Below are 12731 nucleotides of genomic sequence, written 5' to 3' on the forward strand. Positions count from 1 at the left end.
TTCAGTCGCGATCTGAATCCCAGTAATCTCGACTGATTCTTCCCAAAGACGGTTGCGAAGCCAAAAACTCCGGTAAGTTCTTGCGGCAACGCCGATTTGGGACAGCGGCATGAAGCGGGTCTTGGCCATCATTCTGGGCGGCGGTGCAGGCACGCGCCTGTATCCGCTCACAAAAATGCGCGCCAAGCCGGCCGTCCCGCTGGCAGGCAAATATCGACTGATTGATATTCCGATTAGCAACTGCATTAACTCCGACATCAACAAGATGTACGTGATGACGCAGTTCAACAGTGCGTCACTGAACCGTCACCTCAGTCAGACCTACAACCTCAGTAATTCCTTTGGTGGCGGTTTTGTTGAGGTGCTCGCAGCTCAGCAAACCCCCGACAGTCCCACTTGGTTTGAAGGCACTGCAGACGCTGTACGCAAATACCAGTGGTTGTTCCAGGAATGGGATGTTGATGAATACCTGATCCTTTCCGGCGACCAGCTCTACCGGATGGATTACAGCCTCTTCATCGAGCACCACCGCCGCTCAGGTGCTGATCTCACCGTTGCTGCCCTTCCCGTTGATCCCAAGCAGGCAGAGGCTTTCGGTCTGATGCGGACCGATGAAAACGGATCGATCAAGGAGTTCCGCGAGAAGCCCAAGGGTGATTCGCTGCTGGAGATGGCTGTCGACACCTCTCGCTTCGGCCTCAGTGCCGATTCCGCCAAGGAAAGGCCCTATCTGGCCTCGATGGGCATTTACGTCTTCAGCCGTCAGACACTCTTTGATCTGCTCGACAAGCATCCCGGGCACAAGGATTTCGGAAAGGAAATCATTCCCGAGGCTCTCGCCAGGGGCGACAAGCTCCAGAGCTACGTCTTCGACGACTACTGGGAAGACATCGGCACCATCGGTGCGTTCTATGAAGCCAACCTTGCGCTGACCCAACAACCCACGCCCCCTTTCAGCTTCTACGACGAGAAATTCCCCATCTACACGCGTCCTCGCTACCTGCCCCCCAGCAAGCTGGTCGACGCCCAGATCACCAATTCGATTGTTGGTGAAGGCTCGATCTTGAAGTCTTGCAGCATCCACCACTGCGTCCTGGGTGTGCGCAGCCGCATTGAAAGTGACTGCGTGCTTCAAGACACGCTGGTGATGGGAGCCGACTTCTTTGAATCACCCGATGAACGTGCCGTCTTGAAGGAGCGTGGAGGCATTCCTCTTGGCGTTGGCAAGGGCACCACGGTGAAACGCGCCATCCTCGATAAGAACACCCGCATTGGTTCGGGTGTCTCGATCATCAACAAGGACAACGTGGAAGAAGCCGACCGTTCGGATCAGGGCTTCTACATCCGCAACGGCATTGTGGTGGTTCAGAAAAATGCCACCATCGCCGATGGAACCGTGATCTGAGCGCTTGTAGTGCTCCCAGGTATGAGCCGAAGACTTCCGCAGCCGATGGCTCATTCCTGACATTTATTGGTTGATTTGCGGTCGAGACCAGCCGAGATCAACACACTTGGATCAGTCGTCTGTGTTCCTTCAGGCCATGTCCAAGTCTCACTTCGGCCTCATTGGTCTTGGCGTGATGGGCGAGAACCTCGTCCTGAATGCGGAGCGCAACGGTTTTTCCAGCGTTGTCTACAACCGCACCTACGCCAAAACCGAAGACTTCCTCCAGGGACGTGGCAAGGACAAGAACATCCAGGGCGCCACTGACCTCGAAGATTTCGTCGGCAAGCTTGAACGCCCCCGCCGGATTTTGATGATGGTGAAGGCGGGGCCCGCGGTCGATGCCGTTGTTGATCAGCTCTCTCCCTATCTCGAGGAAGGCGATCTGCTGATTGATGGAGGCAACTCCGATTATCACGACACTGAACGTCGGGTGAAGCAACTCGAAAGCAAGAGTTTTGGCTTCATCGGTATGGGTGTGTCCGGTGGCGCCAAAGGTGCCCTGGAGGGTCCGAGCATGATGCCCGGCGGAACCAAGACTTCCTACGAGGCCATCGAGGGCCTCGTGAACAAGATGGCGGCCCAGGTCGAAGACGGCCCTTGCGTGACCTACATCGGTCCAGGCGGATCAGGACACCTGGTGAAGACCGTCCACAACGGGATCGAATACGGCATCGAGCAGATCCTTGCCGAGGGCTACGACCTGATGAAGCGGGTCAAGGGAATGAGCGGTGTGCAGATGGCCGACGTTCTCGGGCAATGGAACGCCACAGAAGAGTTGTCGTCGTATCTGGTGGAAATCACCGAGGTGTGTCTTCGCACCAAGGATCCCGTTGATGGCAGGGACCTGGTGGAAAAAATTACCGATCAGGCTGGCCAGAAGGGCACGGGACTCTGGACCGTGGTGACGGCGCTGCAGATGGGTGCTTCTGTTCCCACCATCTATGCCTCTCTGAATGCAAGGGTGATGAGCTCGATGAAGCGCCAACGCGTGGCGGCCGAATCGATCCTCAAAGGACCAATCATCAAGGACTTTGACCTGGGAACGCCTGACGATGCCATGGCTCCGCTGATGGATGCCACGGTGCTCAGCTGCATCGCCAGTTATGCCCAGGGCATGGAGCTTCTGCGAATCGCCTCCCAGGACCTCGACTATGAACTCCACATGCCGTCGATTGCTCAGATCTGGAAGGGTGGCTGCATCATTCGGGCCCGTCTGCTGAAGCGCATTCAGGATGCTTTCCACGCAGATCCTCAGCTGCCCAACCTGATGGTTGATCCCTGGTTCGCTGAACAGATCAACCGACGGCTTCCCGGACTGGCTCAAGTGGTGGCCGGTGCCGCCGAGGCCGGTATTCCCGTTCCCTGCTTCAGCAGCACCCTCGACTACATCAACAGCTACCGCTCCGGTCGCCTTCCTCAGAACCTGGTTCAGGCGATGCGGGATTGCTTCGGCTCCCACACCTACCAAAGGGTCGACAAGGAGGGGACGTTCCACACCGAATGGCTCAGCTGAGCGTTTAGCGATGACCAACTACCGCATCGAGCGGGCGAAGGATCCTCAGGACCTCGCCCGTCAGGTCTGTGAAACTGTTGCCGCCCAAATTGATCTGGCCTTGGATCAACGGGACCGCTGCCAGATCGCTCTCTCCGGTGGGAGCACGCCCGCCAGCGCCTACTCCCTGCTCGGTCAGGAACGGTTGCCTTGGGACAGGGTGGACGTCGTTCTGGGTGACGAGCGCTGGGTGGCTGCCGACGATGCGTCCAGCAACGCCGGCATGCTGCGCCGCACCCTTCTCGCCCCCGGGCCTGGAGCTTCAGCCGCTTTTCATCCCGTGCCCACCGTGGAACTGGAGAGCCCTGAGGCCAGTGCCCAGGCTTTTGCTGACCAGCTTTCTCAGCTGTGCTCAGGAGCACCACCGGTGTTCGATTTGATGCTGCTGGGCCTGGGGGATGACGGCCACACCGCATCCCTGTTCCCCGGCACCGAGGCTCCAGCGGTGTCGGATCGCTGGACGACCATCGGGCGCGGCAAGGGGTTGGATCGCATCACCATGACGGCTCCTGTGCTCAGTGCCGCCCGTCAGGTGATCTTCCTCGTCAGTGGGGCCGGTAAACAGGAGGCCCTCCGGAGACTGGTTGATCCCTCCGAATCCTCCGATCGCACTCCCGCTCGGCTGGTTCAACCTGCTAGTGATGTGCTGATCCTTGCTGATCAGGATGCAGCCGCCGGCCTCTGAACAGATCCTTTTCCAGGGCAGCGACTTTGCTGACTGGGCCAGCCTGAACGACACGATCATGGGCGGCCGATCCCGTGCCGGTTGCCGCGTGACCCCCGACGGACTCGTGCTGGACGGGGAGCTGGTGGAGACCGGCGGTGGTTTCGTGAGCTGCCGCTCCCCTCGTCTTCAGCCCCCGCTCGATCTGTCCCCTTATTCAGCACTTCAGCTGGATGTTGAGGGTGAGGGACGCACCCTGAAGATTGCCCTTGGTTGCCGGGATGGAGCCATGGAACTCACGGAACTGATTCCCGGTGGTCTCCGCTGGGTGGTGGATGTTGCGACCAAGCCGTCCGGTTTGACCCCTGTTGTGGTGCCATTCGCCGACCTCAGACCCACGGTGCGTGCCAAGCCCGTGGGCTTACCGCTGCGCTTCGATCCCAGTGGCATCACCCGCATTCAGGTGTTGCACTCGAAATTCGGCGATGCTGGGGATCTCAATCCGGGGTTTCGCGCTGGGTCCATCCGGGTGCTGATCCGTTCAATCCGCGCCTTGCCCTGAGTCCATGGACCTTCTGGTGTTGATTGCCAAGGCGGCTGACGTTTGCCTCAAGCCCTGGAGCCATGCTGTTGTTCTGATCGATCCTTCGGCTCCAGAACAGATCGACGAACTGCGCGTGCGGATTGAATGCCGTGATGGCGACGGCCAGCGTTGCTCCGATCAGGATCTTGAACTGGAGATCTATCGGAGTGGCGATGAAATCAATCTGATGCTGAGCTGGTGGGACCAACCGGAACGTCCAATGCTCTGGCACGGGCGCCATCCAGTCTGGATGGATGGCGCATCGGGGCAGCGCTGTGCGGCACCGCAGGATGCCGCCCCGCTTGAAGCATTGGGTCGGCGCCTACGGGCTCTGGTGCAACCGGCTGTTTGATCGCGCCGAATTCAATCGGCGTGGTCGGTGGTCGCACCCCGGCTTGAGCTGGAGACGAGCCGCGCGTACTTGCCGAGAATTCCGTTGCGGTAACGGGGTTCCGGCTTGCTCCATCCCGCCCGGCGGCGATCCAGTTCCGCGTCATCCACGTTGAGTTGGAGCAGCAGCTGATCAGCATCAACCGTGATGCTGTCGCCTTCTTGAACCAGCCCGATCGTTCCGCCAACGGCGGCTTCAGGAGCCACGTGACCCACCACCAGGCCATAGGTGCCGCCGCTGAATCGGCCATCGGTGATCAGGGCGACCTTGTCCCCAAGGCCCTGACCAACGATCGCTGAGGTGGGAGCCAGCATCTCCCGCATGCCCGGTCCACCGACTGGACCCTCGTTGCGGACCACCACCACATCCCCGGCCTGGATCTTTTTGTCGAGGATGGCGGCAAGGCAGTCTTCCTCGCTTTCAAACACCCGCGCCGGGCCGGTGAGAACAGGGGTCTTCACACCGCTGATCTTGGCCACGCTTCCCTCGCTGGCGAGGTTGCCCTTGAGGATGGCGAGGTGCCCTTTGGCGTAAAGCGGATTGCTCAGGGGGCGGATCACGTCCTGCCCGGAGGGCGGCTCCGAGGGCACATCGGCCAGCAACTCCTTCAGGCTTTTGCCCTCCACCGTTCGGCAGTCGCCTTGCAGCAAGCCTGCATCCAGCAGCAGCTTCATCACCTGGGGAATGCCGCCGGCGTTGTGCAGATCAACGGTCACGTAGCGGCCGCTGGGCTTGAGATCACAGATCACCGGCACCCGCTGACGAATCCGTTCGAAGTCATCGATGCTCAGAGCAACGCCGGCGGTGCGGGCAATGGCCAGCAGGTGCAGCACCGCATTGGTGGAGCCACCCACCGCCATGATCACGCTGATGGCGTTCTCAAAGGCTTCCTTGGTGAGCAGATCCAGGGGGCGGATGTTGGCTTTCACGGCCTCCACCAGCACCTCGGCGGAGCGAGCCGCACTGTCGGCCTTTTCCTCGTCCTCGGCAGCCATCGTGGAGCTGTAGGGGAGGCTGAGACCCATCGTTTCGATGGCGGCACTCATGGTGTTGGCGGTGAACATACCGCCGCAACTGCCAGCCCCAGGGCAGGCATTTTTCTCAACTGCGGTGAGCTGCTCTTCGTCGATCTTGCCGCTGGTCAGTTGGCCGACCGCTTCAAAAGCGCTCACCACCGTGAGATCACAGCCGCCCAGCTTGCCCGGCTTGATCGTGCCGCCGTAGACGAACACCGAAGGGATATTCATCCGTGCCATCGCGAGCATGGCGCCGGGCATGTTCTTGTCGCAGCCACCAACGGCCAGCACCCCATCCATGCTCTGGCCATTGCAGGCCGTTTCGATGGCGTCAGCGATCACTTCACGGCTCACCAGGGAGTACTTCATCCCTTCAGTGCCCATGGAGATTCCATCACTCACGGTGATGGTTCCGAACATCTGTGGCATGCCTCCGGCCTGCCGGGCCGCTTCCTCAGCTCGTTTGGCCAGGTCGTTCAGCCCCACATTGCAGGGGGTGATGGTGCTGTAGCCGTTGGCAATGCCCAGGATGGGCTTGCCGAAATCGCTGTCTCCAAAGCCCACGGCCCGCAACATGGCGCGGTTGGGAGACCGCTGAATCCCCTTGGTGACGGCGTCGGAGCGAAGCATGGAACTGAGCGGACCAGTGGCAATCAAGCCAACCTACCGAGCGCTCATCCTTCGCTACCGAGTCCCTCGAGTTGGGCGCGAACGCGGGCGATCTCCGCGTTGAGTTTTTCCACCCGCTCCTCGAGGTGTCCGTTACCTGCGCTGTCCAGCACTTCGGAACCGTCCTGCATCCGCGGTGCGTGCAACATCGACTTCTGCGCGCCGTAACGCCTGCGCCTGTCGGCTTCGTTGAGGAGCCACCAGGCCAGGCCTGCAGCACCGAGCACTGCTCCGGTGACCAGAGTTGCCAGGGTGCCTGAGCCCGTGTCGTGCTGCTGGGCCATGGGTGCGTTCAACCTGCCTGAAGGTTAGTCATGCCCTCAAGATCTGAGGTTCAGCCGTCGCACAGGGTCACCGATTCCCGGACGAATCTCACCCTGCTCCCCCACGCCTTCGTCAATGCAGGCGGTGTGCAGCGTTAGGTCTGGAATCGCTTCACCCAACAGCTTCAGTCCTGGACTGGCGCAGAGGGCAGTGATCAGCCGCAGCCGCCGACCATCCACACCCTTGCTCTGGAGCTCCTGCAGAAGTTTGAGGGTGGCCTCACCATCACTGATCTGATCAACAAACAGAATCACCCCGGCGTTGGCTTCGATCTCCTGTGGGCACGACCCCAGGCAGAGGCAGGAATCGGGAAGGACGGATCGTCCTCCCTGCCAAAGCTCGAGGCCTGCTGGCAGCACTGGAATGGCGATCAGCGGTACCGATGCTTCAACGAGGGTGCCTTCGGTGTCCCCATGGAGTCCGGGCACCATCTCCCGGCGATGGGGCAGCCAGTCCCGCAGGGCTTCGTAGGTGAGCCACCGACCCAGTTCCTGCAGGGCTGTGGCGTAGAGGGCCGCAGGGGTTTCCCGATGCCGAAGCATGGTCAGCCAATGGCCGATCAGGGGATGGGGTGGAACCACCACCCGCAAACTCATGGCCATATCGACTCGCTCCGCGGACAGTTGCCATAACGTGATTGCTCAAATTACCGGTCTCATGGGCGCCCTTCGATGTATGGCCTCGCTGCTGGCGGTGATCACGCTGGCGTTCAGCACTGTTGTTTGGGCTGAATCAGTGCAGGCCATCACCGCTCCCGAGCTGCGTGGTCAGTTCGCAGTTCAGGAGATCAGCGCCGATATGCACGGTCTTGACCTCAAAGAAAAAGAGTTCCTCAAGGCCGATTTGCGCGAGGTGAATCTCAGCGGCACAGACCTGCGCGGCGCTGTGATCAACACCTCGCAACTGCAGGGGGCCGATCTCCGGGATGCCGATCTCTCCGATGTTGTGGGCTTTGCCAGCCACTTCGAGGGGGCCGATCTCCGGGGGGCCAATTTCACCAACGCGATGATGATGCAGAGCCGTTTCACGGACGCGCAGATCGACGGTGCTGATTTCACCAACGCAGTGATCGACCTTCCCCAACAGCGGGCCCTCTGCGCTCGGGCGGATGGATCCAATCCGATCAGTGGTGTCTCCACCCGTGAGAGCCTGGGCTGCCGCCCTTAATCGTCATGGCTAAGCGTCTGCCGGTGACCGTGATCACCGGGTTTCTTGGGGCCGGCAAGACCACGGTGCTCCGCCATCTGCTCACCCGTGGCGGTCAGCGATTGGCTGTGATGGTCAACGAATTTGGCAGCGTTGGGCTTGATGGTGATCTGATTCGCAGCTGCGGGTTTTGTCCTGAGGAGGAGGTGGACGGCCGTTTGGTTGAGCTGAACAACGGCTGCCTCTGCTGCACGGTGCAGGACGACTTCCTGCCGACCATGGAGACGTTGCTGGAACGGGCGGATCAATTGGATGGGATCGTTGTTGAAACCAGCGGTCTCGCTTTGCCAAGGCCTCTCCTTCAGGCCCTGGATTGGCCGGCCATCCGCAGCCGCGTGCATGTGAATGGTGTGGTGACGCTGGTGGATGGCGAAGCTTTGGCTGCAGGCAGCCCAGTGGCTGATGCTGAAGCGCTGGAGCGGCAACGGGCCGAGGATCCCAGCCTCGATCACCTCACAGCGATCGACGACTTGTTTGAGGATCAACTCCAGGCCGCTGACCTGGTCTTGATCAGCCGGGCTGATTGCCTGGATGCATCAGCGATGGCTGAGGTGCAGGGGCGGATCAAAGACAAAGTGCGCCCGGGTACCGCTCTGCTTCCTGTGTCTCAGGGACAGGTGGAGACATCCGTTGTGTTGGGCCTTGATCACAAGCCCACTCCCCAAGAGGCCCATACCCACCACGATCACGATCATCACGACGATCACGATCACAGTCATGGCCACGACCACGATCACGACCATCACGACCACAGCCATGTCGACATGGTGGGCAGCAATGTTCGCGTCGAAGGGGCCTTGGACCGTGAGGCCCTCGAGCAGATGTTGCCCACCCTCGTGAGCAAACACCAGGTGGTTCGACTCAAGGGGCGTGTCTGGCTGCCCGGCAAAACGCTTCCGCTCCAGATCCAGATGGTGGGTCCGCGGTTGAACAGCTGGTTTGAAGCAGCTCCCAGCCATGCCTGGCGTCCCGACCAGGGTTGTGGTGCTGATCTAGTGGTTTTGGCCTTGAACGAGGCTGCAGCTCCGGCCCTGGAATCCGGCCTTCAGAGGCTGGTGCAGGCCACACCGGCCAAGGCCAGCCCCGCGGCAGCCACGCCGGAGAGGTGAATCGGGTCTCCTTCCATTCGGCCCACAAAAAGAGCCATCACCGGTGCCGTGGCCATCAGCGTCACCCCTTCTCCAACGGGCATCGTTTGCAGCACCACCTGTTGTAACAGGATTCCCCCGTTGGTTCCGACCACGGTGGCGATCACAAGCTTCCACTGCTCCCGTCGCTTCAGCTTGGTCTGTCTCCAGATCCCCTTGAGAAAGGGAAGCAGACCTAGCCAACCTCCCAGCAATCGTATCGATGCTGTCTGCAAAGGGGTGAGGTCGCTGCTGATCAGCACATGACGGGCCAGAAAGGCTCCGCTGAGCCCACAGATCACGGCGGTGAGTGCCAACAGCAGCCCAGTGCCGAAGTCAGCAGCGATGGCTCCCTGCTTCCGTTGGCTCGTCTCTTTCGCCTGCATGGCAATGAGCACCACGGCGCTTGAAACCAAAAGCGCGCCGAGACCGTTCTTCACTCCCAAGCTGTCACCCATCACCAGCACCCCAGCGATGCTGGCGAGCACCGGTCCACTGGCTTCAACGGTGAGGGTTCGTCGGGTGCCGAGTCGCCGCAACGCCCCGAGATAAAAGCTGTCGCCGGCCGCAATCCCGATCAGGCCGCTCAGCAGCAGCAGCACCACGGCTTGCCACCCGCTGTGCAGCGGGAGTGTGACCAGAACCGGCAGAAACAACAGGCTGGCCAAGCCGTTTTTCATGGCGTTAAGCCGGATCGCCGACATCCGCCCCGATAGCGACCTCCAAAGCGCACTGGCTCCCGTCCAGGCCATGGCCGCTCCCAGGGCCGCCAGTACACCCGTCATGTTGTGGTGGTGATCGTCGTGCAGTCTGCTGCGCTGTTCAGAACTCTGTGCACAATTCGGGAATGTGAGTCTTGGAGACGAACAAGGTGCTGGGGCAGTTACTGGATCGCCTTTCGGGGCAGTGGGCGATCCATCTTGGAAGTCGCGTTCCGCGCACAGAGCTCTATGAAGCGCGGATCGCTTCATCTAAGCCATCGCTCGGATTCTTCATCTTGCTGATCAGTTCTGCGGTGATCGCCACCCTTGGGCTGGTTTCCAACAGCACGGCGGTCGTCATCGGGGCCATGATCGTCGCCCCTCTCATGGACCCAATCCTCAGCCTGGCCTTTGGTTTGGCTGTCAGTGACGGGAAATTGATGCGCCGTTCTGCAGTCACGATTGGCTTTGGCGTGTTCGCGGTTGTTGGAACTGCATGCTTGATCAGTTGGGGACTTGGCATCAGCCATGTGGAGTCGGAGATCACCACTCGCACCTCTCCAAACCTGATCGATCTGGGTATCGCCATTGCGGCGGCTGTTGCCGGGTCGTTTTCGATGACCCGCAAACAATTGTCGAATTCGATTGCTGGGGTGGCGATTGCTGTCGCCCTGGTTCCACCGCTCTGCGTTAGTGGCATCGGCCTCACCCTCGGCTCGGAAATGGTGGCTGTGTTTGGGCGAGGAACGGTGGCGGGCCTCACCAATCAGATCGCGGAGGGTTCATTTCTGCTCTTTTTGGCGAACTTGATCGGCATCACCGTCACCAGCCTTGTGGTGTTTTTACTTCAGCGTTACGGCTCACTCCGCAGCTGCTGGCGCAATCTTTTGGTTTGGCTGGGCTTGCTCGGATTGCTAAGTCTTCCTTTGTCATCGGCATTGCACGACTTCAGTGTGAGGTACCAAATGGATGCTGTATTTGGTCGCTTCAAGGCCGGACGCCTACAACGTGTTTCCATCGTTCAACGAAATCCGAGATTGTGGGAAAAAGTTCGTCTGCTGTACAGCAACGTCAGTGTTGTCGATAACAAGGCAAGACTGGATCTTGTCTTGAGTGCACCGGAAGATATTTTTGATCAATCCATTATGAATCGAGTGAATCAGCAGATGTTGAAGCGGGCAAAAGGCTTTGGGTTGGATGATCTTGATGTGAACATCAGTGTGATCCCAAATCACGTGTACAAGTTTGACAATTAAAAAATCACTTCAAACACACAAGATTTGGTTAGTTTGATGTCGCTAGCGACGCGGCGATTAGGTCGGAAGATAACGCCCAGAGCGTCGTTGCTTTGGTGCTGTCTGTTGCTTCCTCGGACGGTTGTGTTGGGCTGAATCGATGCCGGCCTGGACCCAGCAACCCATTGCTCCAGTAGCTGAATCGCGGCTGGTGAAGCTGTTCATCGATGAGTTGAACCAGCAGTGCCCCAGCCCGCTCAACACTCTCCGTCAGTCTCAGAACATCTCGGGCAACAAACCCAAACAGGGCCTGTCCCAGGGGATTGGCCTGGCGACTGTTTCTGAAAAAACCCTCTGATGTGCGTGGAATCACCAGCCCCGGACTCCAGGCCACGACAGGCAGCTCAGGACGTTGTCGGTGGATCTGCAGGGCCATCAGCAAATTGCAGAGCTTGCTGTCTTTGTAGGCCTTGTCTGCATCGAACGAACTTTCTCCGTCCACCATCGGGGCCCCGGGACCCTGGCGCAGTCCCTTCAGCATGCCCAGGCCGGCAGGCTTCCCAACCCGTCCTCCACCCGTGGTTGGGTTGTGCACCTCAGAGGAGGTGATCACCAAGGCACGGGTGTGCTCTTTCAGTCCTTCAGCCAACAGTTGATGGGCTAGGTGGTTCACCGCAAAGGTGAGTTCAATGCCCTGTGCGCTCCAGCGGGGGGAGTCATGGCCGGCGTATTGCAACCCGGCATTCAGCACCAGTGCATCGAATGGCGTTCCGTCACAGCGAAGTTCTTCAATCGCTTTGGCGACGGACGCAAGGTCAGCCAGATCGGCAATGCAGGTGTCAACGGAACCCGACAGAGCCGTGCGGGTTCGTTCGGCCCGTTCTGCATTGCGGCAAACAACGGTGAGTGCATCACCGCGAGCCAGCAGGATTTTTGCCGCTTCAAGGCCAATACCGCTGCTGGCACCGGTGATCAGAACGCGGCGCTGTTCAGCCGTCGTCATGGAGCCTGAACACATAGAGAACCCCGTCACGATCGCTCACCACGTACAACCTTTTTCGATCAGGATCGAAGGCAACACCCTCCGGTTTTCGGATCCGTTTTGGCTTGTCTCCCGTGCTGATGGTGAGATCGAGGCGCTGGAGCACAGTGTCGCGTGTCCATTCGTATTGGAACAGGCACCGGCCCTTGTCGCTCACGATCCAGAGGGTGTCGCTGCTGCTGTCGTAGCTCAGGCCCGAGAAATCCAGCTTCTCGGCCTTCAGTTCGGGATGGATGAACCCTTGGCTGGGCTGCAGCACGCGTGTGGAGAGGATTGTCGTGAGCGAGGAATCCAGTTCAATCAGCAGACCGGGCTTGCGCTCTTTCACCACAACCACATGGTCGTTCCTGGTGTTCACGGTGATGCCCTCCAATCCGTTGTTGTCCGGAGGGTCTGGGAAGTGGTGCGCGATCGTGTCGTAGTTGGTCATGGCTGACAGGGGGTGCCGAGACCGTTCGCTCCGGCTGTTCAGATCCACCACCACCACAGAATTGCTCCGCTCCTGCACCACGAGCAGCTCGCTGTCATCGCCACGGAGTGCAATGCCTTCCAAGTCCTCGAGGCCGATGAAGAACAAGTCGCTCACCGACACCCCGCCTTTGAGATCCAAACGAAAAATCGCCTTGGTGTCATCACTGACGGTGTACAGAGCTGATCCATCCGCGTTCAGCGTCAGTCCGGATGGCTCATTCAGGCCGAGGCCTGGGTCTCGAATCCTGTGACGGCTCAGCAGCTCAAGGCGCATCGAGGTCATCCTCATCGGGACCCGTTCCT

14 protein-coding genes are annotated in these 12731 nt (G+C 59.8%); 8 read left to right on the plus strand and 6 right to left on the minus strand.

Features of this window, described 5'->3' with window-relative positions:
• Positions 1 to 109: 109 nt before the first annotated feature.
• The 5 genes from DXY35_RS10330 to DXY35_RS10350 all read left to right on the plus strand — a co-directional run bounded on the left by DXY35_RS10330 (position 110) and on the right by DXY35_RS10350 (position 4598).
• Positions 110 to 1405 (plus strand): glucose-1-phosphate adenylyltransferase, encoded by a 1296-nt coding sequence (locus DXY35_RS10330; RefSeq protein ID WP_114989080.1) that lies wholly within the window; start codon positions 110 to 112, stop codon positions 1403 to 1405.
• A gap of 136 nt (positions 1406 to 1541) precedes the next feature.
• Entirely contained in the window at positions 1542 to 2960 is a 1419-nt protein-coding gene (gene gndA / locus DXY35_RS10335; RefSeq protein ID WP_115082487.1) for an NADP-dependent phosphogluconate dehydrogenase, read from the plus strand.
• 10 nt (positions 2961 to 2970) lie between these two features.
• Positions 2971 to 3684, plus strand: coding sequence for a 6-phosphogluconolactonase (gene pgl / locus DXY35_RS10340; RefSeq protein ID WP_115082216.1), 714 nt, complete (start codon positions 2971 to 2973; stop codon positions 3682 to 3684).
• The gene (locus DXY35_RS10345; RefSeq protein ID WP_115082217.1) at positions 3665 to 4225 is read left to right on the plus strand and encodes a CIA30 family protein; all 561 of its coding nucleotides are present in this window, start codon (positions 3665 to 3667) and stop codon (positions 4223 to 4225) included. Before pgl ends, DXY35_RS10345 begins: the two co-directional genes overlap by 20 nt.
• Before the next feature lie 4 nt (positions 4226 to 4229).
• Positions 4230 to 4598 carry a hypothetical protein gene (locus tag DXY35_RS10350; protein WP_115082218.1) on the plus strand — a complete coding sequence of 123 codons (369 nt, stop codon included), beginning with the start codon at positions 4230 to 4232 and terminating at the stop codon, positions 4596 to 4598.
• 11 nt (positions 4599 to 4609) lie between these two features.
• Here the strand turns inward: DXY35_RS10350 and ilvD are convergent, their stop codons facing one another.
• Genes ilvD through DXY35_RS10365 form a run of 3 tightly spaced genes read right to left on the minus strand, consistent with a single transcriptional unit; the run spans position 4610 to position 7248 of the window.
• A complete protein-coding gene (gene ilvD, locus DXY35_RS10355; protein WP_115082219.1) occupies positions 4610 to 6283 on the minus strand; it encodes a dihydroxy-acid dehydratase in 1674 nt (557 codons plus the stop codon).
• A gap of 44 nt (positions 6284 to 6327) precedes the next feature.
• Entirely contained in the window at positions 6328 to 6606 is a 279-nt protein-coding gene (locus tag DXY35_RS10360; protein ID WP_114989086.1) for a hypothetical protein, read from the minus strand.
• Between the two features lie 36 nt (positions 6607 to 6642).
• The gene (locus DXY35_RS10365; RefSeq protein WP_115082220.1) at positions 6643 to 7248 is read right to left on the minus strand and encodes a uracil phosphoribosyltransferase; all 606 of its coding nucleotides are present in this window, start codon (positions 7246 to 7248) and stop codon (positions 6643 to 6645) included.
• Positions 7249 to 7321: 73 nt separating this feature from the next.
• On the opposite strand from DXY35_RS10365, the gene DXY35_RS10370 reads away from it, so the two are divergent.
• Positions 7322 to 7813: a pentapeptide repeat-containing protein gene (locus DXY35_RS10370; protein ID WP_244273103.1), complete on the plus strand. Its 492-nt coding sequence runs from the start codon at positions 7322 to 7324 to the stop codon at positions 7811 to 7813.
• 5 nt (positions 7814 to 7818) lie between these two features.
• Positions 7819 to 8961, plus strand: a complete 1143-nt coding sequence (gene cobW, locus DXY35_RS10375; protein WP_115082222.1) for a cobalamin biosynthesis protein CobW — start codon at positions 7819 to 7821, stop codon at positions 8959 to 8961.
• Here cobW and DXY35_RS10380 read toward each other — a convergent pair.
• Positions 8898 to 9764, minus strand: a complete 867-nt coding sequence (locus DXY35_RS10380) for a DMT family transporter (RefSeq protein ID WP_115082223.1) — start codon at positions 9762 to 9764, stop codon at positions 8898 to 8900. The genes cobW and DXY35_RS10380 overlap by 64 nt on opposite strands.
• A 71-nt stretch (positions 9765 to 9835) precedes the next feature.
• Between DXY35_RS10380 and DXY35_RS10385 the strand changes: the two genes are divergently transcribed.
• Positions 9836 to 10936, plus strand: coding sequence for a DUF389 domain-containing protein (locus DXY35_RS10385; RefSeq protein ID WP_244273105.1), 1101 nt, complete (start codon positions 9836 to 9838; stop codon positions 10934 to 10936).
• A gap of 28 nt (positions 10937 to 10964) precedes the next feature.
• Here the strand turns inward: DXY35_RS10385 and DXY35_RS10390 are convergent, their stop codons facing one another.
• Positions 10965 to 11918, minus strand: a complete 954-nt coding sequence (locus DXY35_RS10390; protein ID WP_170950598.1) for an SDR family NAD(P)-dependent oxidoreductase — start codon at positions 11916 to 11918, stop codon at positions 10965 to 10967.
• The gene (locus DXY35_RS10395; protein ID WP_115082489.1) at positions 11905 to 12711 is read right to left on the minus strand and encodes an SdiA-regulated domain-containing protein; all 807 of its coding nucleotides are present in this window, start codon (positions 12709 to 12711) and stop codon (positions 11905 to 11907) included. The genes DXY35_RS10390 and DXY35_RS10395 overlap by 14 nt, the downstream gene beginning before the upstream one ends.
• Positions 12712 to 12731: the final 20 nt, after the last annotated feature.

Source organism: Synechococcus sp. N32 (assembly GCF_900473895.1).
GTDB lineage: Bacteria > Cyanobacteriota > Cyanobacteriia > PCC-6307 > Cyanobiaceae > Parasynechococcus.

Excerpts from the sequence above, each read along its gene's own strand:
- DXY35_RS10330 (WP_114989080.1), top strand. The coding sequence starts at position 110 with ATGAAGCGGGTCTTGGCCATCATTCTGGGCGGCGGTGCAGGCACGCGC.
- gndA (WP_115082487.1), top strand. The coding sequence starts at position 1,542 with ATGTCCAAGTCTCACTTCGGCCTCATTGGTCTTGGCGTGATGGGCGAG.
- pgl (WP_115082216.1), top strand. The coding sequence starts at position 2,971 with ATGACCAACTACCGCATCGAGCGGGCGAAGGATCCTCAGGACCTCGCC.
- DXY35_RS10345 (WP_115082217.1), top strand. The coding sequence starts at position 3,665 with ATGCAGCCGCCGGCCTCTGAACAGATCCTTTTCCAGGGCAGCGACTTT.
- DXY35_RS10350 (WP_115082218.1), top strand. The coding sequence starts at position 4,230 with ATGGACCTTCTGGTGTTGATTGCCAAGGCGGCTGACGTTTGCCTCAAG.
- ilvD (WP_115082219.1), bottom strand. The coding sequence starts at position 6,283 with ATGCTTCGCTCCGACGCCGTCACCAAGGGGATTCAGCGGTCTCCCAAC.
- DXY35_RS10360 (WP_114989086.1), bottom strand. The coding sequence starts at position 6,606 with ATGGCCCAGCAGCACGACACGGGCTCAGGCACCCTGGCAACTCTGGTC.
- DXY35_RS10365 (WP_115082220.1), bottom strand. The coding sequence starts at position 7,248 with ATGGCCATGAGTTTGCGGGTGGTGGTTCCACCCCATCCCCTGATCGGC.
- DXY35_RS10370 (WP_244273103.1), top strand. The coding sequence starts at position 7,322 with ATGGCCTCGCTGCTGGCGGTGATCACGCTGGCGTTCAGCACTGTTGTT.
- cobW (WP_115082222.1), top strand. The coding sequence starts at position 7,819 with ATGGCTAAGCGTCTGCCGGTGACCGTGATCACCGGGTTTCTTGGGGCC.
- DXY35_RS10380 (WP_115082223.1), bottom strand. The coding sequence starts at position 9,764 with ATGACGGGTGTACTGGCGGCCCTGGGAGCGGCCATGGCCTGGACGGGA.
- DXY35_RS10390 (WP_170950598.1), bottom strand. The coding sequence starts at position 11,918 with ATGACGACGGCTGAACAGCGCCGCGTTCTGATCACCGGTGCCAGCAGC.
- DXY35_RS10395 (WP_115082489.1), bottom strand. The coding sequence starts at position 12,711 with ATGACCTCGATGCGCCTTGAGCTGCTGAGCCGTCACAGGATTCGAGAC.